A 23,928-nucleotide genomic window follows, 5' to 3' on the forward strand; every position below is an offset into this window, starting at 1 on the left:
TGGCATTGGAAAGCTGCTGTCTGCCGCCCCCGTCAGGACCCGGCACCCCTACACCGGTATCACCTCAATCGGCCGCCTCATCCAGCCTTTCCCGATTGTACCGTTGTGTTCCACCGACGTTGTCCTGTGCCTGAGGCGGCGTAAACCCGGCCAGCCCCTCGGCTTCCAGCAGTTCCGCAAAGCGGATGGTGGTGAGGTCTTGCCCGGGGGCGGCGATAACCTGGACTCCAAAGGGCAAGCCGGCTGCCGTCCGGCCAATGGGCACTGAGGTGGCTGGCAGCCCCAGCAGCGAGGCCAGGGCGATCCAGCAGAACTGGTCCATGTAGGAGCGTTGCTGGCCGTTAACGGTGATTTGCCGTCTCACCACGGGATCACTTTGATCATGGGGAATGGCTGCGGTCGGGGTAATGGGTGTCAGCAGCACATCCACGCCCTGGAACAGGGATTCGATCTGGCTGCGCATCTGTTCCCGGTGTTCGTGGTGTATCAGCCATTGGTGCACCGGCTGGTTTACGCCACGTCCATACTGCCCGATCCCGGTGGTCATCGGTCCCAGATGGCGGAGTATTTTCTCCAGGCGACTGATCCACAGCATCTGCCGGCGTTGGGCCGGTTTCAGGGATGGACTCAGCAGGCTGCCCAGAAGGTTGAAGTAGAGCGGCAGGAGCTTGTCGAGGGACAGCAGAGGGTGATCGGCGGTGCCGATGTGGCAGGCCAGTCCTTTTAGCCGGTCGGCCAGGGTGTTGTAGCCGCCACTCAGTTCCTGACTGATGGGACAGTGGGGATCGTCAAACCACAGGCCGATCCGGCATTGGCTGAGGCTGGTAAGCGAGGCGGGCTCCATGTTCAACTGCCAGCTTCTGGCCTGATCCGGTCGTGGGCCGGCCAGGCCAGTCAGCAGTAATTCCAGGTCACGGGCACTGCGGGCCATCGGGCCTGCCACCGCCAAGTCCGGTTCAGACTGGGTGCCAGGGGGACCGGGGATATGGCCGCGCATTGAAATCAGATGACGGGAGGCCTTATGTCCGAAGACGCCACAAAAATGTGCCGGGGTTCGGATGGACCCTGCCAGGTCACTGCCCACCTCAAGAGGCGTCATCCCTGCCGCAAGGGCGGCGGCAGCCCCGCCGGATGAGCCTCCGGCGGTATGGCTGATGCCATAGGGATTGTTTGTGGTACCGAAGAGCCGGTTGTAGCTCTGCAAATCACTGGCGTAGAGTGGCACGTTGGTCTTGCCCAGAATGACGGCACCGCCTTCCAGCAGTCTGGCGATGGCGTTTGCTGCCAGGGTAGGGCGATGATGCTGCAATACCGGGGCGCCCGCGGTGCAGGCAAAACCGGGAACCTCCCAGGTATCCTTGATGGTCAGTGGCAATCCGTCCAGGGGGCCAAGGGGAGCACCTTGCTGCCGGCGCTGGTCTGAGGCCCGGGCGGCGGCCAGGGCCTGCTCCCGGTTCTGGGTGACAACGGCATTGATGACCGGGTTCTGGGTTTCGATTCGGGCCAGCAGGGCTTCGGTCAGGGCGACGCTGGTCACCTCACCCTGAGTCAGTTGTCGACTGAGTTCATGAGCGGGCAGGTAGTGCAAGGGTGCATTGTCCACGGTGGATGTCCTTATTCGTTGTTGTTGTCAATCGACAGCTGCTCTGCCGTTATTGTTGCGCTATGACTCTTTGGCGGCAGCCATTTCGGCGTTGGGCTGCTTGAGGTCCGAACGCCAGTGCTTGACCTGTACCTGGGTCTTGATGGCTTCAATAATCTCATTGATCAGCGAGATAAGCGCCTCGTTACGGACTTCCGGCGCTTCATGGTCGCCTGGTTGCGGCAGCACCACCTCAACGATGTCCTCAATAAAAGCGTGATTGGCCGACGAAGCCAGGTCTTCGAGGATCTGGTGGATTACGTTGGCGACGATGTCGCCTACCGCATCTTCCAGGGTTTCCTGGATGGTTGGGCCTACCATGGGGAGCAGGCGTAGCCGGGACAGTTCCAGGTTCTGCTTGAGAGCGTGATCCACCCGGTTCTCCAGGTAGACCCGCAGTTCTCCACGCTTGGGCATATAGCCTTCGCTGGCGGCACGGGAGACCCGGTCTGATAGCCACTCGGTCAGCATCGCCTTGCGTGGCACCAGAATGTCGTTCTGGATGCGCTCAAACAGCGGTGAACCCAGGGTGATTTCGCTCTGCACGCCAGAGAGAACCTTGATAACGATGCGGTCCGACAATTCCTCCAGAAAGGCTTCGTAGTAAAACGCGCAGAACTGGTACAGCCGCCACTGGGTGACATCGATGATGCGGTACTGATGCAGCCGGTAAATAATGGAGATGATCCGCAACACCCGCAGGAAGCGGAAGCTGCCCACCGGTATACAGCCCACCAGGTCGTACCAGTGAATGAACGGGTAGAAGTACCAGCGATCGTAGATCTTGGCTTTGATGGCGTAGCCCCAACGCACAAAAAACTCGGTCAGGAAGATCGCGACGAAGATCAGGTCGTAGAACAGGAAATTGGCGTGCACAGGCTTGTAAAGATCGTTGAACGCCGGCACCTGCTGGGCCAGGAACTGTTCAATGGCCTCAAAGCTGTATATGGAGTCGAAGATGATCAGGGTCAGGTTGAGGATCAGAAGACCCAGCATCAGAAAGTCGATGATGAACCAGATCAGCTGATGGCTGGTCTTCAGGTTTTCCCGGTTGATCTTGAGCATAGAGCCGTTCGGTTGCCTCCGAGACTGCGGATTCGGGTTATGGAGAGTGATGGCGTGTGCTGGACCGTGGTGGCAAGCATCGGTCAGTGGCAAACAGGAGAGCAGGGCCGTGACCCTGCACACCGGCTCATCAGAATACCCTATTTGAGTTCCCTGGACGACTTGCCCAGCAGTCTTCTGGCAATGATAAGAAGCTGAATCTGTTGAGTTCCTTCAAAGATATCGAGAATCTTTGAGTCCCGCGCCCATTTCTCCAGCAGCTCGCTTTCGGCAAATCCCAGGTGGCTGCACAGTTCCACGCATCTGAGGGTGATTTCGTTACCGACTCGCCCGGCCTTGGCCTTGGCCATGGAGGCTTCGCGGGAATTGGGTTGACCATTGTCCGCCATCCAGGCCGCTCTCAGGGTCAGCAGCCAGGCGGCATCCAGCTCGGCTTCCAGGCGTTGCAGCTCACGCACAGCGGCATTCTGGGTCCAGCCCTGGAGGCGATAGTCCAGATCCAGGCCGGTGCCTGCCAGCAGTTCCCGGGTTCGCTCCAGCGCGGCACGACCAACGCCAACCGCCATTGCCGCCACTACGGGACGGGTGTTGTCAAAGGTCTGCATGGCGCCGGCGAACCCTTTTTCCGCTTCAATGTCCGGATTACCGAGCAGGTTTTCCCGGGGGACGCGGCAGTTGTCGAATCGCAGGGTGGCGGTATCGGAGGCGCGGATACCGAGCTTCTTCTCCAGCCGTTCCACGGTCATTCCGGGGGTGCCTTTCTCCACCACAAACGACTTGATGGCCGCGCGGCCCTGGCTTGGGTCCAGGCTGGCCCACACCACCACCGCGTTGGCGCGGTCACCGGCAGTAACGTAGATCTTCTCGCCGTTGATGACATAGTCGTCGCCGTCCAGGGTCGCGGTGGTGCGGATGGCGGCGCTGTCTGAGCCGGCACCGGGCTCGGTGATCGCCATGGCCGCCCAGGTATCGCCGAAACGGGCGAGTTGTTCGTCGTTGGCAACGGCCGCAATGGCGGCGTTCCCCAGACCCTGACGCGGGATCGACAGCGCCAGCCCGACGTCTCCCCAGCACAACTCGGTCAGGCCGAGCACGGTGTTCATGTTGGTGCCATTGCGATTGCCGGTGTCACCTTTGGGGCCGGACTGGGCGAGCTTGCCGGCGCCAGCGGTGGCTTCGCCGGAGCCGGCGTTCATGCCATCCATGATGGTGGCGAACATGTCCAGTTCCCGGGGGTAGCTGTGCTCGGCCCGGTCATACTTGCGGGAGATTGGCCGGAACACCTCCCGGGCAACCTGCCGGGCCTGGTGGATGATGGGGCTGAACTTGCGGGGAATATCCAGATACATGATGCCGTCTCCTCAGGCGTGGGTGCCGCCGTAGTACACCGCGATGGACCGGAGGTCCCGATACCAGCGCTCGACCGGGTGTTCCCGGGTAAAACCGTGACCGCCGAGCAACTGCACGCCCTGGGTGCCAATCTCCACGGCTTTGTCGTTGCAGAATTGGCGGGCCAGACAGGCCTCCCGGTGCCAGCTCTGGCCGGTTTCCGCGCGGCTGGCTGCGCGCCAGGCCAGCAGTCGCATGCTGTCGGTTTCAATCGCCAGGTTGCTGATCGCAAAGGCGACGGCCTGGCGGTGGCTGATGGGTTCGCCAAAGGCTTTGCGTTCGTTGCAGTAGGGGATGATGTAATCCAGTACCGCCTGGGCGGTGCCAACCGCCAGGCCGCATCGCAGCAGGCTGCCATAGTCCAGAAAGGCGTTGTAATCGAAGTCGTCATCCCCCAACAGGGCGTCGGCCTCCAGCTGACAATCGCGGAAGGTCAGCCGGGTAAGCTGCGCCGCCCGCAGCCCCATGGCAGGCTCGCCCTGACGTTGCAGTCCGGGGGTGGTGCCGGGGACCAGAAACAGCCTGGGCTGGTGCTCCAGGGTCGCGGCGACCAGGATCAGGTCGCTGACATCACCCAATACGACGCCGCATTTCTCGCCGTCGAGGCAGTAACCGTTCCGGGTCCTGCGAGCCCGGGTTGTCAGCCGGTGGGGATCGAACATGGGGGTGGGTTCATCCACCGCGATGGTGGCAACCGCTGGCTCGGATTCGCAGAAGGCCGGCAGGAATCGTGATTGCTGCTCGCCGGTTCCCCAGTGGGTCAGTGCCTGGGCCACGCTGAACGGCGCCAGCAGGGCCATGGCCAGCGCCATGTCGCCCCAGGCCAGTTGTTCGGCGATCAGCACGCTGGTCACCGGTGATTGATGTTCGGCAACGCCGCCGAGGCTCTCGGGGATGGCGTAGAGGGGCAAGCCGAGTTCAGCGATGCTCTGGTGCAGATCGGCCGGCAGGGCGCCGGCTTCATCGGCTTCGGCGGCTGCCGGTCTGAGGGTGTCCCGGGCCAGACGCGCCAGCGTGTCGACGATCATCTGCTGGTCGTCATCCAGTCCCAGATCAAACAGCTCCGGGGTCGCTCGTTTGGACAATCGCTGGGTGGGTAGCCACTGTTTGGCGCGCCGGAACTGGCGGTTGGCCAGGTGCAGGGTCTGGAATCCGGCCCGCGTGCCGTGGAACGCGGCCTGCTCGACCGCGGGACGCAACCGCAGGCGGTCGAGCCAGTCGCTGCCAGCCAGCCGGGTCATGGCCGCCAGGGCCAGGCCGATGGGATCTCGGGTCATGGGTGGCTCCCCTTTTGTCTGCTGTTTTGTATTGTTGGTTGTTATTGGCTGTGTCTGATCATCTGGCCCGGGCGGTGCAAGACCATTGGCAGGGTTGGCAATGAGCTCAGGCAAATGGGTCAATCCTGGCGCAGGCGGTAAGTGCCTTCACCAGGCGGCGTGTTGATGGGCGTGGATTAACTTGACTGCCAGAGGGTAAAATCCCAGGCTTGGGGCCTGCTCCCTGCGCGGGGGCAATCTGAGGCTCCTTAAAGGATTGTTTGGAGGAAGTGACAGCGTGTCCCAATCGGTTTCAATGCAGCCTTACCCACCTGCCGAAGAGTGGTTAAACCAGGTCACTCATGGTCTGGCCGCGCTGCTGAGCGTGGTGGGCATGATCGTACTGCTGGTGATGGCGGCGCCGATGGACGATACCTGGAAGCTGGTCAGCTTCAGTGTCTACGGCGCCAGCATGACGCTGCTGTTTCTGGCTTCCACGCTGTATCACTCAGCCCGCCGACCGGCTCGACGCCAGTTCTTCAAGATGCTCGACCATTGCGCCATCTTCCTGCTGATTGCCGGCACCTACACTCCGTTTCTTCTGGTCAATATGCGTGAGGGCAGCGGCTGGACCCTGTTTGCGGTGATCTGGGGCCTGGCGCTTGGCGGCATAGCCCTGAAGCTGGCATTCGGGCACCGATTCAAACCGTTGCAGATCGTCATCTACCTGCTGATGGGCTGGTTGGTGGTGGTGGCCTCAAAGGAGCTGGCGGCCAGCGTCAATACGTTGGGGTTGTGGCTTGTCGTCGCGGGCGGCATTACCTACACCCTGGGCGTGGTGTTCTACCTGTTCAAACGCATTCCCTTCAACCATGCCATCTGGCACCTGTTTGTGGTTGCCGGCAGTACCTGCCATTTCTTTGCCATTTATCACGGGGTTCTGAACGGCCCCTCGGTGTGATGGATCAACTCGGCATGTTCTCCCGGCAGCCAGGCGCTGCCCAGCGAAGCCTCCGGCGCTTTGCCGTCCGGTGTCTGGCCGGGTTGGCCGGGGCGTTGCTGGCTGCAATCGCCTCGGCCCAGCAGGTGCTGGTGGAGGTTCAGGGCGATTACGACAACCTCCAGGACAATGCGGAAGCCTTCATTGGCGATGTGGAGGGGCGCAGTGAGCAGCGGCTGCGACGCTACATCCCTACCGCAGTCGGGCAGGTTGAACAGGCGCTGAAAGCTCTGGGCTACTACCAGCCCACCATCGAATCCCAGATGTTTGAAGATACCGAGCTGCCCACCGTGCTGTTGACGGTGATCCCCGGCGAGCCGGTTCGGGTGCGCACCGTCAACGTCACCATCCGCGGACCGGCCCAGGACGATCCCTTCTTCCTGCCGGTACTGCCGGAAAAACCGGCAGTGGGTGATGTGCTCAATCATGGCCATTACGATGCTCTGCGCCAGACTATCCGCAACCGTTCGCTGATCCTTGGCTATTTCGATGGTGAATTCACCAAGCGGACCCTGCTGGTGGACCCGGAAAACCATACCGCCGATATTGAGCTGGAATTCGTCAGCGGCGAGCGTTTCCGCCTCGGTGAGGTGACCTTTAATGGTGGCGACGAGTTTGATCGCTCACTGCTGGATCGGTTTGTGGAGATCGAGTCGGGCGATTACTACCATGCCGACAAAATTGCTGAACTCAGCGGCGATCTCTCCAACAGCGGCTATTTCGCTGAAGTCCTGGTGGACGCACCTCAGGAGGATGCGGTGGACCGGGTCATCCCGGTCAGTGTCCGGGTGCGGGCCCGGGACCCTCGCTCGGTATCGGCGGGTGTTGGCTATTCCACCGACGTTGGTCCCCGCCTCCGCGGGACCTGGCGGGAGCACTGGATCAACGAGCAGGGCCACCGTCGTGGTGCCGAAACCGAGTTGGCCAAACCCCGCCAGAGCATCAGTGGCTGGTACGAAATTCCCCTGGACCCGCCGATGACGGATCTGTGGCGCTTTTCCAGCGGTTACCTGCGTGAGGACATCGAAGACGTCGAGTCCGAGCGGCTGACGTTTGGGCAGCAGTGGCAGCATGAGAAAGACAATGGCTGGCTGCAGATCCTGTCGCTGCGCTGGGAGGGCGAACGCTACAGCATCGGTGGTGAGGAAACCAACCGCAGTTACCTGTTGTTGCCCGGCATTGGCTACTCCAAGCTCCGGGCCGACTCCCCCCTTGACCCGTCCCGGGGATACCGGGTGCAGTTCGACCTCACCGGCGCCCACCGGGAAGTGTTTTCCACCGCTGACGTGTTGCACCTGAATGTTCTGGTCAAGGGGCTGATTACCTTTGCCGACAAGCACCGGTTACTCACCCGTTTCCAGTTTGGTGGTGTGGCGACCAACGACTTTGATGAAGTACCGCCGTCGTTGCGTTTCTTCGCCGGTGGTGACCAGAGCGTCCGGGGCTATGGCTACGAGACCCTGTCCCCGGAGGACCGCGAAGGCGTGTCGGTCGGTGGTCGTTACCTGATGGCCGGCAGTGTTGAATACCAGTACACCATTGCCGATCGCTGGCGGCTGGCGGCGTTTTTTGACCGCGGCAATGCCATTGATGATCTGTTTGACCCCCTGGCCACCGGCGTGGGTGCCGGCATTCGCTGGATCAGCCCGGTAGGCCCGTTGCGGCTGGATATTGCCAAGGGGCTGGACCCGGAGTTTGGCGGTGACTGGCGCCTGCACTTCTCCATGGGGCCCGAGCTATGACCGCCACCGTACGTCACCCATTGCGCTGGCTGCTGCTGACGTTGCTGGCCCTGCTGGCGGTGGTGGTGTTGGCCATAGCCGGTGTCTTCGCCATGCTGCGTTCCGACACCGGCACCCAGTGGGTGCTGGAGCAGATCCCCGGGCTTACCGTCACCGCTGGTCAGGGCTCGCTGCTCGGGCGCTGGCAGGCGGAATCGCTGCACTGGCAGGGGTACGGGGTCATCGCAGAGGTTGCCTCGCCGCTGGTGGACTGGTCGCCGACCTGTCTGTTTGGCATGGAGTTGTGTCTGGAGGCGCTCTACGCCGAACGGGTGGACGTCACACTGCAACCGTCCGATGCTGAGCCGGCCAGCGGGCCGATACAGCTGCCGGAGCTGAACCTGCCGCTGGCACTGACCATTGGTGAGATTCGCCTGGGCCCGGTGACGGTTAACGGCAACCGGGTGGCCCAGTTGGCGGTGTTGCAGGCCGCCGGTTCCGGCGCCGACTGGCAGCTGCAGCGCCTGCGTTACCAGCTGGACGACATTGACGTCGACGCTCGCGGACGCCTGACCACCCGGGGAGACTGGCCGCTGAATCTGGAGGTGGCTACCCGCCTGCCACCGCCGGTTGGTGACCAGTGGCAGATTCAGCTGGAGCTGGCCGGCAGCGTTGCGGATCTGCGATTCCGGGGCCGGAGTGAGGGCTACCTCAACGCTGACATCGAGGGTCGCACCCGGCCGCTGCAGCCCACCTTGCCGGCCCGAGTGGCGGTGACCTCCAGTCGCTTCTTGGCTCACGACAGCCTGCCGCTTACCCTGGCGCTCAATGACTGGCGACTGGCGCTGGATGGCAGTCTCGAGTCGGGGTTTGCCACCGACCTGAAGGCCCGCCTGGAAGGCACCGAGGGCCCCGTGCAGCTGGCCCTGAGCGGGCAAGTCGGTACCACCGGCGCGGAGTCGGTAGAGCTGTTACTGACCACCGCCAAGACTGCTGAGCGGCCCGCCGGTCGCGTCAGTGTCAATGGCGAGGTGGACTGGTCCGGGGAGCTGGATGCCCGGGGCGAGCTGACGCTGGACCGGTTCCCCTGGCATTCACTGTTGCCGGATGTGACGCCACCGCCGGTGAACCTGACATCTCTGGTGGCTGGCGGCCATTACCGGGCAGGGAACTACCAGGCAGAGGCGGAAGCTCAGGTTACGGGTCCCCAGGGACCGGCGACCGTGGAGACCCAGTTCACCGGCGACCTGTCGGCGGTGTCACTGGACCGGGTGTTGGTGACGACTGAGGCCGGTCGGGCAGAAGGCAGCGCGGACGTCGGCTTTGCCGGCCCCCTGACGTGGCAGGCATCGCTGGAGCTGGCTGGCTTCAATCCCGGCTACTGGCTGCCGGTGCTGGAGGCAAGCCTGGATGGCGCCGTCAGCAGCCAGGGTCGCGTGGTCTCCGGGCACCCCCCGCAAGTGGCCGCCCAGTGGCAGGTGGCTGGGCAGTGGCAGGGCCAGCCAGCCGAAGCCCGGGGCCAGCTGGATGCAGCGAACGATCGCTGGCAGGTTGCCGGGCTTGAGCTGTCGGTTGGCCCCAATCAGGTATCCGGGGAAGGCGTCTGGGCCCGGCAACTGGAGGCGATGCTGACGTTGACCATCCCCCAGCCGGACATGTTGCTGCCCGGGCTCAGTGGGCAACTTAGTGCGGAACTGAAAGCCTCTGGGTCACCGGACCGTATCGATGGCCAGTTACATCTGGATGGCCAGAGCCTGGGCTGGCAGGACAGCGTTTCGCTGGAAAGCCTGGCGGTTAAGGCGGATCTCACGGACAGCCAGCGGCTGTCGGCGACGGTGACCGGTTCCGGGCTGGAGGCTGCGGGTCAGACTCTGGCGTCATTGGAACTGGCCCTGAACGGGGGGATCGAGCAGCATCAATTGACTCTGACCACGGTCCGCGACGAACTGGAAACCTATTGGCAGTTTGAGGGCGGCTGGCAGGACGGCTGGCGGGGGCAACTGGCCGACGGCCGCATCGACCTGCCACAGCAGGCCCAGCAGTGGCGTCTTGCGGCGCCAGCGGAGCTGGTTTACCGGCAGGCTGGGCCGGAGCTGACATTGGGCCAGCATTGCTGGCGCTGGCAGCAAAGTGAGGTCTGCGCCGGCGATCAGCAACTGATGCCTGAGCTGGCCATTGAATACCGCCTGACGGATTTTCCAACGCTGGCGTTGTCACCGTTCTTCCCCGATACGCTTAAGTGGGACAGTCGCCTGGATGGTCGGCTGGCATTCCGGCTGCCCGACGCCGGCCCTCAGGGTGAGGTGGTATTGACCGCCGATGCCGGCGCGGTGGAAGTGCTGGTGACCGACGCCTGGCATACCCTGGATTACGACACCCTGGACGTGCGCCTGGAGCTGATGCCGGAGGCGGCCAGTCTGGATCTGACGCTGGCGGGGCCGGACATCGGGCGACTGGTGACACAGGTAAGCCTGGACCCGAGTTCCCCCCGTTATCCAATGACCGGAACATTTGATCTGGCGGATCTGGATATCGCCTTCCTGGGCCCAATGCTGGATCTGGAAGCCGTGACCGGGATGGTCAGTGGTTCCGGCAAGGTGGGGGGCGAGCTGCTGTCGCCCCGGCTGGAAGGCGAGCTGTCCCTGGTGCAGGGCAGTCTGGTGGATCAGCGTCTGCCTACGCCGGTGCAGGATCTGGTGCTGGTGGTACGACTGGATGGCCAGCGTGCCGATCTTGAAGGGCGCTGGGCGGCGAATGATCGCAGCGAGGCCCGTATCGACGGCACCATGAACTGGCAGGGATCGCCGGAGATGACACTGTCCCTGGCGGGGCAGCGACTGCCGTTTAACTATGAGCCATACGCCAGCGTGGAGCTGGCTCCGGACCTCTCAATTCGCTACGCCGAGGGCGGGCTGACTATCGGCGGTGAGCTGAACGTACCGCGCGGTCAGATTCAGATACGTCAATTGCCGGAGCAGGCTGTGACAGTATCGGACGATGAAGAGCTGGTGGGCGTTACCCGCGAGGAGCCGGCGCTGCGCTCCCTCAATATGAATGTGACGGTCTCGGTGGGGCAGGATGAGGTGTCGTTTGACGGCTTCGGGGTTACCGGCAACCTGCAGGGCGGCCTGCGTCTTGGCAATGACCTGGACACCCGGGGCTCCCTGCAGTTGCGAGATGGTCACTTCGAGGCCTACGGCCAGGAGCTGGAACTGAGGCGTGCGCGGCTGGTTTTTGTGGGTCCTATCGCCGAGCCCTACCTTGATATTGAGGCCATTCGCCGAGTGGATCAGGTGGTGGCCGGGCTACGACTGTCCGGGCCAGTGTCGGAGCCGTCGACGGAGGTGTTCTCCGAGCCCTCGATGTCTCAGGCCAATGCCCTGTCTTACGTGATTCTCGGGCGGCCGTTACGTTCCGAGGGCGACCAGGGACAGGTGAGCCAGGCCGCGATTTCACTGGGCCTGACCCAGGCCAGCAAGGTGACCCAGAAGATTGGTGAGGAAATCGGTATCGAGCAGCTGATCCTGGAAACCGAAGGCTCCGGCGACCAGGCCTCGGTGGTCGCCAGCGGCTACCTGACAGAAGACCTCAGTCTGCGCTACGGGGTGGGTATCTTTGAGCCGATATCCACCATCGCTCTGCGGTATGATCTGGGAAGGTACTTCTACCTGGAGGCCGCCAGCGGACTCGCCGCGTCGCTGGACATCTTCTACACCCGTGATTTTTAGGTGAACCATGCTGCTTCATCAGGACCAGATTCGACTTACCCGCCGCGAGTGCCAGGTATTGCAGAAGCTGACTGGCGCGGATCCCAGTGGCATCACCAATCGCCAGCAGCTGCAGCGGTGGACCGAGACCCATCTCACCAGTCTGCCAGACGATGATCCTGCCGTGGCGGCCATCAAGGCGATCCTGCGTCAGCATCTGCCGATCTGACTGCCCCTGGCGTTAGGCCAGGGCCTCCCGACCTTCCAGTCGCGCCAGTTTTCGCAGTTTGGCGGCATGCACCAGGCTGCTGAAAATATGGCGATGGCCAGGGTGATAGAGCAGGTACTCCGGGTGCCACTGCACTCCCAGTACCCAGTGGCCCTCGGTATGCTCTATGCCCTGGACGAACCAATCGTTGTCCACCGCCACTACCCGCAGGTGTCGTCCCAGCACTTTGATCGCCTGGCTGTGAATGCGGTTGGCGCCAATGGAGGGTGCCGGCATGATCCGCCCCAGTAGACTGTTGTTCACCAGGCGCACCGTCTGTAGCGGCAACAGTAACGGGTGATGTCGGGTATGGACTCGCAGCGGGGTGACGTCCTGACACAGCGAGCCACCCCGAAACACGTTCAGCAGCTGTGCTCCCCGGCAGATCCCCAGTACTGGCAGATCCAGCCGTTCGGCCTGTGCCAGCAGGGACCAGTCGGTCTCGTCCCGGCGTCGGTCATAACCGGCTGAGACCTCCGGCTCCTGACCATAACGCCCTGGGTGAACGTGGGTGCCACCGCTGAGCACCAGGCCGTCCAGCAGGCTGACATCGACCCGGGCGCCAGGCCGAATGTAGAGCGTACCGGCGCCAGCGAGGCGCAGGGCCAAAGCGATCAGCCGATGGGGCATCCGTTTGCGTCTTGGTCCACTGATACCGATCGTTACCCCGGGATGCTCGCGCTCCGGCTTGTCAGACATAGTCGTTGACCTGCAGCCATTGATGGCAGGTTTCCGTCCAGCTGTGGGTCAGGTTGTGGAGGCTCAGGCGGTGGCTTTCACGGAACGCCTGCATCAGCTCCTGCAAGTGCGCTGGCCGGTTGGCTATGCGCTCAAGAACCACCCAGTCATTCCACACCGATGAGAAGTGCCAGCCCGGGTTGTCGATGTCGCAGTCCGGCAGGCGGTAATGCAGGGTGGGGCGGGACTTGATGCGATGGTCCTGGACATAATCCGCCAGCAGTTCCGGGTTGAGATGGGCAAACAGCGGCAACAGGTCCAGCGCACGGTTACGGGTGGGATTATCACGCAGGTAGTCCTGCATCAGCTCGTCGAGATTGGGGTGATAGTCAGGCTCCACCAGGCGTTCCACAAACAGGTGATCCCAGGGTTCGATGTAGCTGGTGATCTTGCGGCTGATATCGAGCTGATGGCGTTCCTTAAGCCAGTCGTACAGCACGGCAAAGGCTTGCAGGTAACGCAGCAGGGTGGGGGCCGACAGGTCCGGCAACTCTGGGTTCAGTTGCAGGGCGAAGGCGTAGTAGATGGCTTCCCGGCTGCCAAGAGCGCCCGCCTCCCGCAAGGCATTGCACAGGTCTTCGATCTGCTCAAGATCCTGGAACGCGATGGGCGGTGTGACAATCTCCAGGGGCACCAGCTTCTCGGCTGCGGCGTCAATCAGATTCATTGCATGACCACCGAGTTCCCGCAGGGATTCCGGCAGTTGCTCGTCCTGGAGATCCAGGTCCTTGATCGGATCGGAATCCAGCTCGATGGTGAAGTCGCCGTGATCGGTGCGGATCCGGGTGACATAGCGGGACGTGATCTCAGCCTCGCCATTGAGCATCTCTGTCACCAGATCCACCAGGGCCTGGTAGCTGAGGCCGGATACCTCTATCTCAATACCCACCCGTCGGGGCTGTTGTCCGGCGGTGTGGCACACCTCCGGCAACTGACAGGCGCTGACTTGCTTGACTGTGGTGTCTTCCATGGGGTGAACAACCTCCGGTATCGGGAAAGAGTCTCCTGACAGTATCGACAGAACCGATCCGATGGCAAACGGGCTTTGGGGCCAGCCAGCCTCACAGTGAAATGCGGCTTGGGGTTTACACTGGATAAAACACTGTATATATTTTGGCTTACTGTATAAAAAAACAGGAAGACACCATGAAGCTTACGGCAAGGCAAAGCCAGGTGCTGGATATCATCCGGCGCTATCTCGACGATACCGGCTATCCACCCACCCGGGCCGAGATTGCGGCGGAGTTGGGTTTCCGTTCAGCCAACGCGGCGGAGGATCACCTGAGGGCACTGGCACGCAAGGGCGCCATTGAGATGGTTCCCGGTGCCAGCCGGGGGATTCGTCTGCCGGAAGCTGAGCCTGATCTGGGGCTGCCAGTGATTGGTCAGGTGGCGGCGGGTAGCCCCATTCTGGCACAGGAGCACATTGAAGATCACTGTACGCTCAAGCCGGAGTTTTTCTCGCCGAGCGCGGATTACCTGTTGCGGGTACGCGGGATGAGCATGAAGGACATCGGCATTCTCGATGGTGATCTGTTGGCCGTGCACCGCACTCAGGACGTTCACAACGGCCAGGTGGTGGTCGCCCGTGTTGGCGAGGAAGTGACAGTCAAGCGCTTCCGCAAGCAGGGCTCCACGGTATGGCTGATTGCCGAGAATGAGGAGTTCGCCCCCATTGAAGTCGATCTCCGTGAGCAGGAAGTCTTTATCGAGGGGCTCGGCGTCGGCGTGATCCGCCGCTCCGACCTTCACTAGTTATTGCGTAGACCAGGCCATGCCCGGCGAGCGGGCAGGGGGAGAATGAAATGGAACAGCTCAGTTTCGACCGCAACCTGACCGTACCCGGAGCCCTGGCCGGTGGCATGAATGCCGGGCGGCGTATTGGTTCGCTGGCGCTGCGGCCCGCGCACCCGAAAGCGTCTGAACCTTCGGAGGCTGGCCCCCGGTTCTCTTCCCCCGCCCAGGCAGATGCCGAGACCGGTAATGTCACCGAAATCATTTTGCCGGCGGGGCAGGGAGACAGTGTCCAGTTGCTTCTGCCAATGCTGACCCAACTCAATCAGGAGCGGCGCTGGTTGGCCCTGATTGATCCACCGGCAGCCCTGGTCGGCAAATGGCAGACCATGCACGGGATTGTGGCGACAGAACTGCTGGTGTTGCGTTCAACCCCGGAGCATTCCGCCCAGGAGTTGGCAGAGCGGGCGTTGAGTGCCGGTACCTGCCATGCCGTGGTTATGTGGACCTCAAAACTCGCAAGGCCTGCCTTCCGGGCACTTCAGGCCGCCTCGGCCATTGGCAACAGCCACGGTGTGGTGCTGCGCCAGCGTTGAGTCGAGATGCTACGGGGCGTTCGGCCTGGATCAGGTGATCTGATGTGGTCAGGCTGGATTTGGCAGGAAGCGGGGCGGCCTTTACCAGGTAGGCGTTGAGCTGGGAAGGAAAGGCCGCCCGGGGTGTCGCGTCAGTGCAGGGTGTAAGACGGCTGGGTTTCGAAAGTGTCGTTGTCGTCCTCTTCCCAGTCGATATCGTGAGTCATGTTACCAACGGCTTCAATGCCAGCCGCAATCATCGCTTTGGCAACGGCCATATCGCGATCTTCCATCATTTCCCGGGCTTCTTCGGAAAACGAGATCTTAACCAGGGGCGCGCTGTCGTCGTCGATGCGGCGCAGGGCGTAATCGCCGTTGGTGAGTTGTACAATTTCAAAATAAGAAGGTGACATCAGCTCTGCCTTTGTCGATCGGGTTTCGGTGGTGTACAGAGGTGGCTCTGGTGATTACCACTCGTTGTGTCGTTCGGCGACGGTATCCGCAAACGCTTTCATGGCGGTGGCCATGCTGTTCAGGGTTGCGGTTGACCTGTCGGGGCCGGCTTCGGCCGATACGGCAATAATGTTGTCTGCCGAGACTGTCTTGCGTTTGGCGGCTGGTCGGGACAGGGAATGAGCCAGTTGATCCAGGCCTGACCACCAACTGTTGGTGTCCTGCTGAAGCTGTTCCAGCATGGAGATTTCGGGCCGGTCCTCGCCAATCAGTGCGGCCAGTTGATCCAGCTCTCCAGGGTTGGCGTCCTTGTGCTGATAGAAATCAGCGACCATGATCAATAACAGGGCACGCGCCCGTAGCATGAGCTCGATACTGCCCTGAACGATGGCCTCACGGACCGGCTGGCTTGAACCGTCGGTTGCGGAGTCAAGCAGAGTCCTGGCCAGAAACAGTTTCTGGGAAACGAGAGAATGCCACTGGGACGCCATCAAGAACCTTATCAATGCCTGGCCGGGGCCAGCGTTGGATACACAGCCCTTGAGCATACCATTTCCGGCAACGGATTTCTCCCACTGTCGTCGCTTCAATACAGATTGCCGTGATTCGGAGTTGGTCAAAGGTGCCTTAAGGCAAGTTGCTGATAAGTCGGAAAATCAATAGCCGCTCGGGCCTGCGTCTGACAAGATTCTACAAAAAAGCCCTTGTAACAAATTAAGCATTCAGGCAAAAAGCACATCAAATTGTAATATTGGTCATTTGCGGGCGAGTCAGCCCACAAGTGCCCGGGGTGGTTCTGCCGCTCCGATAAACCGGCCCGTCTGGACTGTTTGCTGTAGCCGCGGGGCCGTCCACACAACCGTGAAAGGTAAGTTAGAGCGGAGGTTAGTGAATGCGTAACCTGATACTTGTCGCGTGTACTTCGGCGGCAATGGTCTGTGGAGGACTGGCGCAGGCTCGCGTTAGTGAAGTTGAGGCAGCAAAACTGGGCAAGGAGTTGACACCGGTTGGCGCTGAGCGGGCAGGCAATGCTGAAGGCACCATCCCGGCCTGGACCGGTGGTCTGACCGAGCCACCCAAAGGCTGGCAGCCAGGGGAGCGTGAGATCGACCCGTTCCCGGGAGATCGCCCGCTGTTTACCATCACCAAGGACAACTACGAGCAGTACCGTGATCATCTGACCGATGGCCACATTGCGATGATGGAAACCTACGGCGATGACTATTTCCTGCCGGTGTACCAGACCCGTCGCACCGCTGCGTTTCCCGAGCACGTCTATGAAAAGTTCAAGCAGAACGCGCTGACCGCCGAGCTGCTTGATAACGGCAACGGTGTTCGCAACACCATCATGACCAGTCCGTTCCCGATTCCCCAGAACGGTCTCGAGGTGATGTGGAACCACACCTTGCGGTATCGCGGCGAGCAGTTGCTGTTCCGTGCGGCCCATGCCACGCCGACCGTCGGCGGAGAGTTTACGCCGATCCTCAAGGAGTACAGCTACTATTTTGCTTACGCCGAGCCAGGGGCTGAGCTGCAGGACATCGACAACAAGATCTTCTACCTGAAGACCGAGACCATTTCGCCGCCAAAGTTGGCCGGTACCCTGACCCTGGTCCATGAAACCCTGGACCAGGTCCGTTCACCGCGACTGGCGTGGCGTTATGAGTCCGGTTCCCGCCGGCTGCGCCGCTCCCCGAACCTGGCGTATGAAACCGACCTGCCGGATTCGTCCTCCTTGCGGTCTGTCGACCAGAAGGATCTCTATAACGGCGCGCCCAACCAGTATGACTGGGAGCTCAAGGGCAAACGCGAGATTTACGTACCCTACAACGCCTACGAGCTGCATTCGGACGAGCACAATGCGGAGGACGTCATCCGCGCCGGCCACATCAATCAGGAGCTCACCCGTTACGAGTTGCACCGGGTATGGGTGGTTGAGGCCAAGCTGCGGACTGGTATCAGCCACATCTACCACCGTCGGGTCTACTATGTGGACGAGGACAGCTGGCAGATTCTCGCCACTGAAGAGTACGACGAGGACGACAACCTGTGGCGTGTCTCCGAAGCCCACAACATCAGTTACTACAGTGAGCCGGTGTTCTGGACCACCCTGGAGATGACCTACGATCTCAAAGCCCGTCGCTACTATGTCGACGGTCTGGACTACGACCAGGCACCGTATGATTTTGATCCCGGGTTCCGCAGTCGCGAATTCACCGCATCCGCAGCCCGTCGGGCGGCCCGCCGCTAGGCAATCTCCTGCTGCTCAGGTAACTCCTGATTAGGGAGGCCGGCGCCTGTTTTCAGGCTTGCCGGCTCCCGACCCTCCCTCTTGTCATGGCACTGGCCCAGTGCTGGCCAACAGCAATCTGAGACGCTCTGTCCGGTGGCGCCGTGTTTGGATGCTTTCTGCAATGCCGCACAGGACCCCTCTGCAATACCCTGAACGGGATTCCTGCGGTTCGGGAACCACGGGCCCCTGCGCCGTGATATGCTCTGATGGTTGGCTGGAAAAGCCGTAACAGCAGTCACTAAAGGACACAGAGACTATGGCAAATTCGCTGGAACAACTGGATACCCTGATGGATGCCATCCGCCATGCGCTGACTCAACAGGACTGGGAGGCCATTGCGAAACTGGATGCCGAGGTACGCCCGGTGGTCGATCAGGTCATGGCGAGTCATCATGATGGTGACCTGGCGATGGAAGTGGTTCATGAGCGCCTGGAGCAGCTTCAGGCGTTGTGTGACGACGCCAGGGCCGGCGCTGAGACCGCCCGGGCTGAGGCCAAGGCCGGGCTGGATGAGATGCGCCAGACCCGGAACGCAACCCGTGCCTATCAGGACATCTCCGGTCGCTGAGGTGGTGGGTCAGGGTGATACAGGGATTCCGTCGCCAATGGGCGTCATAAAATTGACTCAGCCCGGTTAACCGTCTTAAATACGGCACAACGATGACGGACTTTCACTGCTGGTGCTCACCCTGACCCAGCCCGAGTGACGCTACTGCGAGAGAACCTACTGAATGTCAAAGAACAACAACGTCCTGGTGTTGTGCGATGATGCTTCCCGATGCCGAGATATAGCCACGATCCTGGAATTTATTGGTGAAGAACAGGTCGTGTCCGGTGAGTCAGCTCAGCAACTGCTGGCGGAGGCTGATCGCGAACAGTTGGATACGCTCTCGGTGGCGATCATCAATGGTGAAGAGGACTCTGCCGAGAATGCGGTCAAGGCTGTTTGCGGTGTTGACGATGGGCTGCCCATCCTGCTGATCGGCAATCCGGAGTTCAACGGGCTCAGCGAGCAGGAACAGAGCCGCATCATCGCCCGTCTGGACTGGCCACTGAACTACACCAAGTTCGTTGACTCTCTCTACCGCGCCCAGGTCTTCCGCGACCAGTTCGCCCGTTCCCGCGAGCGTGGCCAGCAGCGCAGCGTGCAACTGTTTCGCAGCCTGGTGGGCACCAGCCGCAGTGTGCAGCAGGTGCGTCAGCTTATGGAGCAGGTGGCGGACAAAGACGTCAGCGTGTTGATCACCGGCGAGTCCGGCACCGGCAAGGAAGTGGTTGCCCGTAACCTGCACTATCATTCACCGCGCCGGGATCGGCCGTTCGTGCCCGTCAACTGTGGTGCCATTCCCGCCGAACTGCTTGAGAGTGAACTGTTTGGGCACGAAAAAGGCGCTTTCACCGGCGCCATCACCGCCAGGATAGGGCGCTTTGAAATGGCCGAGGGCGGTACGCTGTTCCTCGATGAGATCGGTGACATGCCGCTGAACATGCAGGTGAAAATCCTGCGGGTTCTGCAGGAACGCACCTTCGAGAAGGTGGGCAGCAACCGCACCCAGTCCGCTGATGTGCGGGTGATTGCTGCGACCCACAAAAATCTGGAAGACATGATCGAAGGGGGCGAGTTCCGGGAAGACCTCTACTACCGCCTCAATGTCTTTCCCATCGAGATGCCGCCCCTGCGTGAGCGGGTGGAAGACATCCCGCTGCTGATTAACGAGCTGATTGCCCGCATGGAGAAGGAGAAGCGCGGCTCCCTGCGGATGAACTCTGCGGTGATTATGAGCCTGTGTCGCCACGACTGGCCCGGTAATGTGCGGGAGTTGGCCAACCTGGTGGAGCGTCTTGCGATCATGCACCCCTACGGTGTGATTGGCGTGCAGGAGCTGCCGAAGAAGTTCCGTTACGTCGACGATATCGATGAGAACCGGCCGGTCGAGGATTCCGGCATGCCGTCTGGGGTGCCCGGCCTGGTTGGGCTGGACGCGCCGGCGCTACTGCCGGTCAATGGCATTGATCTCAAGGATTACCTGGCGAACCTGGAGAAACAGCTGATCCAGCAGGCGTTGGATGAAGCTGGCGGTGTGGTTGCCCGTGCTGCCGAGAAGCTGAGAATTCGCCGCACCACGCTGGTGGAGAAAGTGCGCAAGCACGGTCTGCGGCAGAACGAATCCGAAGAGGCGTAGGGCATAGGGGTATTGGGCCGTAGAAGAGTGTCAACGGATTGTCGTTGGCCCCAGAAGATATTCCCCGCGACCGGAAGGGCGGCGACAAAAAATCGCCGCCTTTTCTTTTTGGTTTTTATTAATCCTTGAAATTATAGAGAAAAGTGAAGTTGGCATGAAGCTGGCTTAAGTCCCTGCAAACGAATCAAGTGGTCCATCCAGGGCCGGGAGTCGTCAGGGGGAATCATGAGCCAGCCACAACTTTCCATGCCAGCGTCAGAGCAGGACAGCGCCACCAACGCCGCTGCCGATGCCAACGACAAGGTGACCGCGCTGTTTCCCCAGCAGGTGGACGATCAGGCCGTTGGCACCGCCCTGGATCTGTTCAACCAGATGTCCCGCCAGATTACGGACTCCTACCGCACCCTCGAATCCCGGGTCAATCAACTGTCCGGCGAACTCACCGCCGAATCCCTGCAGCGCCAGCGCGAGCTGGAAGAAAAAGAGCAGCTGGCGGACCGCCTGTCCACCCTGCTGTCGGCGCTGCCTGCCGGGGTGGTGGTGCTCGACAGCCAGGGCGTGGTCACCCAGTCCAACCCGGCGGCAGTCGGTCTGTTGGGTGAGCCACTGGAAGGTGAGCGGTGGGTCAGCATCATTCAGCGTTGCTTTGCACCGCGCCGGGACGATGGTCACGAGGTGTCCTTGAAGGACGGTCGCCGGGTCAGTATCGAGATCCGGACCATGGAGAACCAGCCAGGTCAGTTGATCCTGCTGACCGATCTTACCGAAACCCGTCAGTTACAGACCCAACTTGCCCACGCCCAGCGACTATCGGCCATGGGCAAGATGGTGGCGTCACTGGCGCACCAGATCCGTACCCCGTTGTCGGCGGCCATTCTGTACGGCGGCCATCTCAGTGAGCAGGATCTTGACCCGGAACTGCGCCAGCGTTGCGCCAGTCGCCTGATGTCGCGGCTGACCCACCTGGAACAGCAGGTCCGGGATATGCTCATTTTCGCCCGGGGTGAAACCCGGCTGGCGGAGGAACTGCCGGCAGAAGCGCTGGTGTCCGGCCTGGGGTCGGCGCTGGAAGCCATCAATCTGGGTGGCGGGGCGCAGGTAAAACTGACCTCAGACATTACTGGGCTGTCGCTGCTGTGTAACCGCGACGCCCTGGTCGGAGCCTGCACCAACCTCGTCAACAACAGCATCGAGGCCGGTGCGACGCAGGTGGACGTGCGCCTGACGCGCACCGGTCAGGGTCTGGAGATCCGGGTACAGGACAATGGTCCCGGCTTTGCGGCCAACGAGGCGGGACAGATGATGGAAGCTTTCTATACCACCAAGTCCCATGGTACGGGGCTGGGCCTGGCGGTTGTCCAGGCGGTGGTCAAGGCGCATCAGGGCGAATTCTCCCTGGAAGCGCCCACCGTGGGAGGAGCCTGTGCCGTCATTCGGCTGCCGGTGTGCAGTCGTGCTCCTCATCAGCAAGATCACAGCAGTCAGTAAGCGGAGGCGATTATGGCCCGGTCTCAGATACTTCTCGTCGAAGACGATCACGACCTGCGCGAAGCGCTGGTGACCACCCTGGAACTCGCCAAATTCCGGGTGCGTGAGGCGGATTGCGCCGAGCAGGCGCTGGAGCGGTTGGCTGAGGATACCGTCGACATGGTCATCAGTGACGTCAACATGCCGGGCATGTCCGGTCATGAGTTGCTGGCGGAAGTCCAGCGCCGATACCCCGGCCTGCCAATGATGCTGATGACCGCGTATGGCCAGATCGACCAGGCGGTGTCGGCGATGCAGTCCGGCGCCACCGATTACCTGGTGAAGCCGTTCGAGTCACAGGTGCTGGTGGAGGCGGTCAACCGTATTGTTGGTAGCGCGCCCTCCGGTAAACGCGACCAGCCGGTGGCGGAAGATCCGGTCAGCAAGCGCCTGTTCCAGCTTGCCAGCAAGGTGGCCGCCAGTGAGTCGACCGTGATGATCTCTGGCGAGAGTGGTACCGGTAAGGAAGTCCTGGCCCGCTACATTCACCAGCAGTCGCCCCGTGCCGATCAGCCGTTTGTCGCCATCAACTGTGCGGCCATTCCTGAGAACATGCTGGAGGCGATCCTGTTCGGGCATGAGAAAGGGGCGTTCACCGGCGCTCATGCCGCCTCACCGGGCAAGTTTGAACAGGCCAACGGCGGCACCCTGCTGCTGGATGAGATTTCGGAAATGGAGCTCGGTCTGCAGTCCAAGCTGTTGCGGGTTCTGCAGGAGCGAGAAGTCGAGCGGGTGGGTGGTCGCAAGACCATTGCCCTGGATGTACGGGTACTGGCGACCACCAACCGGGACCTGGCGGACTACGTTCGCGAAGGCAAGTTCCGAGAGGATCTGTACTACCGCCTGACGGTCTTCCCAATGCAGTGGCAGCCGCTGCGGGAGCGGCCGCTGGATATCATGCCGCTGGCCCAGGCGCTGCTCAAGAAACACTGTCGCAAGATGAAACTGACCGGTATCCGGTTCAGCAACGGTGCCCGTGATGCGCTGTTGGACCATCCCTGGCCGGGCAATGTTCGTGAGCTGGACAATGCCATCCAGCGGGCCCTGGTGCTGCATCAGGGCAATCTGATCGAAGCCGGAGACCTGTGTCTGGAATTTGGCATTACCGGTCAGGTGGCCCCGGCGCCGCAACCGGAAGCGATCGTGCCGCGGACCACGGTGGTGGCGGAGCCGCCCCGGCAGCCAGCCGCGCTTGACGCTGAGGCGGAGCCAGAGCCGGAAGCCCGGGAGGTGTTCCAGGAACCGGCTTCCCTGGGGGACGACCTGCGCCAGAAAGAATTCCGGATCATCATCGACACCCTGCGTCGCGAGCGCGGTCGCCGTAACCGGGCCGCGGAACAGCTGGGTATCAGCCCCCGCACCCTGCGTTACAAGCTGGCCCAGATGCGGGATTGCGGCATCGATCTGGAGGCCGAGCTGGCCACAGCCTGAATCCATACTCCTTCGTCGGCGCCTACGGGCGCCGTTTTTTATTGCCGCCGGGCGCTGAGCAGGTCCGTCAGTACCCGCGAGACCACCCGGTAGGGCACCGACATATGGTCCTCACCCGGCTCGATCCGCACGCTGCTGCGCAGGCCATGGCCTGACAGGGGCCCCAGCCGCAGGGCCAGCGCCTGGGCATCCTGGATCTCCTGGGCGGAGTCCCACTCCGCCATCACCAGCGCCAGACTGGTGTGGGTCACAGAAACGTTGCCCTGTTCCACCTGTTGCCGAAACCGTTGCTCCGGTGCCAGCAGGTAACGGTCACGCCACCACAGACTAGGGCTGACCGCCACCACGTGGTCGAACAGCGCCGGCCGCTGGAACAGGGCGTAGACCGCAAACATCCCGCCGAAGGAGTGGCCGAACAGGCTCTGTTGATGCGGGTCCACCGGATAGCGCTCCGCCACCGCGGGCATCAGCTGTTGTTCGATAAAGTCGAGCAACTCATCCTGGCCACCCTGGGGAGGCTCGTTCTGATCGGCCGGCGCCGGGGGCGAGAAGTCGTAGGAGCGCCGCAGGAAATTCAGGGCCTGCTCATCTGGATAACCGATGCCCACCACAATGGCTTTCTGAAGCGCCGCCTGGGTCTGCTTGGCGGCGTGAAAGGCGGGAAAGTAGGCATTGCCGTCCAGCACATAGACCACCGGATAGCCACCGGTATAAGGCACCTCGCCCTGAGGCTTGCTGACCATGATGTGATAGGGGCGGCCCTGGGCGTTGGTGAGATGCCAGGACTCGGTGCCGGCCAGCGTGACGGCGGTTTCGGGGGCCGCGCTGTCCGCCCCGGAGGGCCCGGCCGGTTCTGTTGACAGGGTATCCGCGCCGGCAATCGACGCAGAAAGGATCAGGGCCGGGAGACCCAGTCGGGTAAGCCGTTGGCTCATGTCAGTGTCCT

General features: G+C 61.8%; 20 protein-coding genes. 11 read left to right on the top strand and 9 right to left on the bottom strand.

Annotation, left to right across the window (positions count from 1 at the left end; genetic code table 11):
* Positions 1-64: 64 nt before the first annotated feature.
* The 4 genes from J2887_RS07860 to J2887_RS07875 all read right to left on the bottom strand — a co-directional run bounded on the left by J2887_RS07860 (position 65) and on the right by J2887_RS07875 (position 5,373).
* Positions 65-1,603, bottom strand: a complete 1,539-nt coding sequence (locus tag J2887_RS07860; RefSeq protein WP_227175425.1) for an amidase — start codon at positions 1,601-1,603, stop codon at positions 65-67.
* 60 nt (positions 1,604-1,663) lie between these two features.
* Positions 1,664-2,707, bottom strand: coding sequence for a hypothetical protein (locus J2887_RS07865; RefSeq protein ID WP_227175426.1), 1,044 nt, complete (start codon positions 2,705-2,707; stop codon positions 1,664-1,666).
* A 140-nt stretch (positions 2,708-2,847) separates the two neighbouring features.
* A complete protein-coding gene (locus tag J2887_RS07870; protein WP_227175427.1) occupies positions 2,848-4,056 on the bottom strand; it encodes an acyl-CoA dehydrogenase family protein in 1,209 nt (402 codons plus the stop codon).
* A 12-nt stretch (positions 4,057-4,068) separates the two neighbouring features.
* Positions 4,069-5,373 (bottom strand): acyl-CoA dehydrogenase family protein, encoded by a 1,305-nt coding sequence (locus J2887_RS07875; protein ID WP_227175428.1) that lies wholly within the window; start codon positions 5,371-5,373, stop codon positions 4,069-4,071.
* A gap of 277 nt (positions 5,374-5,650) precedes the next feature.
* Between J2887_RS07875 and trhA the strand changes: the two genes are divergently transcribed.
* The 4 genes from trhA to J2887_RS07895 are packed head-to-tail and all read left to right on the top strand — an operon-like array spanning position 5,651 to position 12,009.
* Positions 5,651-6,313: a PAQR family membrane homeostasis protein TrhA gene (trhA, locus tag J2887_RS07880; RefSeq protein WP_416381899.1), complete on the top strand. Its 663-nt coding sequence runs from the start codon at positions 5,651-5,653 to the stop codon at positions 6,311-6,313.
* Positions 6,314-6,327: 14 nt separating this feature from the next.
* Positions 6,328-8,094: an autotransporter assembly complex protein TamA gene (locus tag J2887_RS07885; RefSeq protein ID WP_227175429.1), complete on the top strand. Its 1,767-nt coding sequence runs from the start codon at positions 6,328-6,330 to the stop codon at positions 8,092-8,094.
* Complete coding sequence (locus J2887_RS07890) at positions 8,091-11,801, top strand: translocation/assembly module TamB domain-containing protein (RefSeq protein WP_227175430.1); 3,711 nt, start codon at positions 8,091-8,093, stop codon at positions 11,799-11,801. Before J2887_RS07885 ends, J2887_RS07890 begins: the two co-directional genes overlap by 4 nt.
* A 7-nt stretch (positions 11,802-11,808) precedes the next feature.
* A complete protein-coding gene (locus J2887_RS07895; RefSeq protein WP_227175431.1) occupies positions 11,809-12,009 on the top strand; it encodes a hypothetical protein in 201 nt (66 codons plus the stop codon).
* Positions 12,010-12,021: 12 nt separating this feature from the next.
* Here the strand turns inward: J2887_RS07895 and J2887_RS07900 are convergent, their stop codons facing one another.
* Complete coding sequence (locus J2887_RS07900; RefSeq protein WP_227175432.1) at positions 12,022-12,747, bottom strand: gamma-glutamyl-gamma-aminobutyrate hydrolase family protein; 726 nt, start codon at positions 12,745-12,747, stop codon at positions 12,022-12,024.
* On the bottom strand, positions 12,740-13,756 hold the full coding sequence (locus J2887_RS07905; RefSeq protein WP_227175433.1) for an amidoligase family protein: 1,017 nt from the start codon (positions 13,754-13,756) through the stop codon (positions 12,740-12,742). The genes J2887_RS07900 and J2887_RS07905 overlap by 8 nt, the downstream gene beginning before the upstream one ends.
* Before the next feature lie 176 nt (positions 13,757-13,932).
* Here J2887_RS07905 and lexA point away from each other — a divergent pair, with 176 nt between their 5' ends.
* Together lexA and J2887_RS07915 are read left to right on the top strand one after the other, a co-directional pair.
* Positions 13,933-14,541, top strand: a complete 609-nt coding sequence (gene lexA, locus J2887_RS07910; RefSeq protein ID WP_227175434.1) for a transcriptional repressor LexA — start codon at positions 13,933-13,935, stop codon at positions 14,539-14,541.
* A gap of 50 nt (positions 14,542-14,591) precedes the next feature.
* Positions 14,592-15,116: a cell division inhibitor SulA gene (locus tag J2887_RS07915; protein WP_227175435.1), complete on the top strand. Its 525-nt coding sequence runs from the start codon at positions 14,592-14,594 to the stop codon at positions 15,114-15,116.
* A 131-nt stretch (positions 15,117-15,247) separates the two neighbouring features.
* On the opposite strand, the gene J2887_RS07920 is transcribed toward J2887_RS07915, so the two are convergent.
* Both J2887_RS07920 and J2887_RS07925 read right to left on the bottom strand, forming a co-directional pair.
* Complete coding sequence (locus J2887_RS07920) at positions 15,248-15,508, bottom strand: hypothetical protein (RefSeq protein WP_227175436.1); 261 nt, start codon at positions 15,506-15,508, stop codon at positions 15,248-15,250.
* A gap of 54 nt (positions 15,509-15,562) precedes the next feature.
* A complete protein-coding gene (locus J2887_RS07925) occupies positions 15,563-16,096 on the bottom strand; it encodes a DUF6586 family protein (protein WP_227175437.1) in 534 nt (177 codons plus the stop codon).
* 344 nt (positions 16,097-16,440) lie between these two features.
* On the opposite strand from J2887_RS07925, the gene J2887_RS07930 reads away from it, so the two are divergent.
* The 5 genes from J2887_RS07930 to J2887_RS07950 all read left to right on the top strand — a co-directional run bounded on the left by J2887_RS07930 (position 16,441) and on the right by J2887_RS07950 (position 22,982).
* Positions 16,441-17,799, top strand: coding sequence for a DUF1329 domain-containing protein (locus tag J2887_RS07930; RefSeq protein ID WP_228752847.1), 1,359 nt, complete (start codon positions 16,441-16,443; stop codon positions 17,797-17,799).
* A gap of 298 nt (positions 17,800-18,097) precedes the next feature.
* Complete coding sequence (fliT, locus tag J2887_RS07935) at positions 18,098-18,409, top strand: flagellar protein FliT (protein ID WP_227175438.1); 312 nt, start codon at positions 18,098-18,100, stop codon at positions 18,407-18,409.
* Between the two features lie 163 nt (positions 18,410-18,572).
* Positions 18,573-20,024, top strand: coding sequence for a sigma-54 dependent transcriptional regulator (locus tag J2887_RS07940; protein ID WP_227175439.1), 1,452 nt, complete (start codon positions 18,573-18,575; stop codon positions 20,022-20,024).
* Between the two features lie 225 nt (positions 20,025-20,249).
* Complete coding sequence (locus J2887_RS07945) at positions 20,250-21,512, top strand: sensor histidine kinase (RefSeq protein WP_227175440.1); 1,263 nt, start codon at positions 20,250-20,252, stop codon at positions 21,510-21,512.
* A gap of 12 nt (positions 21,513-21,524) precedes the next feature.
* Positions 21,525-22,982, top strand: a complete 1,458-nt coding sequence (locus J2887_RS07950; protein ID WP_227175441.1) for a sigma-54-dependent transcriptional regulator — start codon at positions 21,525-21,527, stop codon at positions 22,980-22,982.
* A gap of 38 nt (positions 22,983-23,020) precedes the next feature.
* Here the strand turns inward: J2887_RS07950 and J2887_RS07955 are convergent, their stop codons facing one another.
* Positions 23,021-23,917 carry an alpha/beta hydrolase gene (locus tag J2887_RS07955; protein ID WP_227175442.1) on the bottom strand — a complete coding sequence of 299 codons (897 nt, stop codon included), beginning with the start codon at positions 23,915-23,917 and terminating at the stop codon, positions 23,021-23,023.
* Between the last annotated feature and the right edge of the window lie 11 nt (positions 23,918-23,928).

Origin of the sequence: Marinobacter sp. CA1, assembly GCF_020546665.1 — a bacterium.
Taxonomy (GTDB): domain Bacteria; phylum Pseudomonadota; class Gammaproteobacteria; order Pseudomonadales; family Oleiphilaceae; genus Marinobacter; species Marinobacter xestospongiae.

Bases quoted from the DNA above. Each gene is read 5' to 3' on its own strand.
- J2887_RS07865 (WP_227175426.1), bottom strand. From the start codon at position 2,707: ATGCTCAAGATCAACCGGGAAAACCTGAAGACCAGCCATCAGCTGATC.
- J2887_RS07870 (WP_227175427.1), bottom strand. From the start codon at position 4,056: ATGTATCTGGATATTCCCCGCAAGTTCAGCCCCATCATCCACCAGGCC.
- J2887_RS07875 (WP_227175428.1), bottom strand. From the start codon at position 5,373: ATGACCCGAGATCCCATCGGCCTGGCCCTGGCGGCCATGACCCGGCTG.
- J2887_RS07885 (WP_227175429.1), top strand. From the start codon at position 6,328: ATGTTCTCCCGGCAGCCAGGCGCTGCCCAGCGAAGCCTCCGGCGCTTT.
- J2887_RS07890 (WP_227175430.1), top strand. From the start codon at position 8,091: ATGACCGCCACCGTACGTCACCCATTGCGCTGGCTGCTGCTGACGTTG.
- J2887_RS07895 (WP_227175431.1), top strand. From the start codon at position 11,809: ATGCTGCTTCATCAGGACCAGATTCGACTTACCCGCCGCGAGTGCCAG.
- J2887_RS07900 (WP_227175432.1), bottom strand. From the start codon at position 12,747: ATGTCTGACAAGCCGGAGCGCGAGCATCCCGGGGTAACGATCGGTATC.
- J2887_RS07905 (WP_227175433.1), bottom strand. From the start codon at position 13,756: ATGGAAGACACCACAGTCAAGCAAGTCAGCGCCTGTCAGTTGCCGGAG.
- lexA (WP_227175434.1), top strand. From the start codon at position 13,933: ATGAAGCTTACGGCAAGGCAAAGCCAGGTGCTGGATATCATCCGGCGC.
- J2887_RS07915 (WP_227175435.1), top strand. From the start codon at position 14,592: ATGGAACAGCTCAGTTTCGACCGCAACCTGACCGTACCCGGAGCCCTG.
- J2887_RS07920 (WP_227175436.1), bottom strand. From the start codon at position 15,508: ATGTCACCTTCTTATTTTGAAATTGTACAACTCACCAACGGCGATTAC.
- J2887_RS07925 (WP_227175437.1), bottom strand. From the start codon at position 16,096: ATGCTCAAGGGCTGTGTATCCAACGCTGGCCCCGGCCAGGCATTGATA.
- J2887_RS07930 (WP_228752847.1), top strand. From the start codon at position 16,441: ATGCGTAACCTGATACTTGTCGCGTGTACTTCGGCGGCAATGGTCTGT.
- fliT (WP_227175438.1), top strand. From the start codon at position 18,098: ATGGCAAATTCGCTGGAACAACTGGATACCCTGATGGATGCCATCCGC.
- J2887_RS07940 (WP_227175439.1), top strand. From the start codon at position 18,573: ATGTCAAAGAACAACAACGTCCTGGTGTTGTGCGATGATGCTTCCCGA.
- J2887_RS07945 (WP_227175440.1), top strand. From the start codon at position 20,250: ATGAGCCAGCCACAACTTTCCATGCCAGCGTCAGAGCAGGACAGCGCC.
- J2887_RS07950 (WP_227175441.1), top strand. From the start codon at position 21,525: ATGGCCCGGTCTCAGATACTTCTCGTCGAAGACGATCACGACCTGCGC.
- J2887_RS07955 (WP_227175442.1), bottom strand. From the start codon at position 23,917: ATGAGCCAACGGCTTACCCGACTGGGTCTCCCGGCCCTGATCCTTTCT.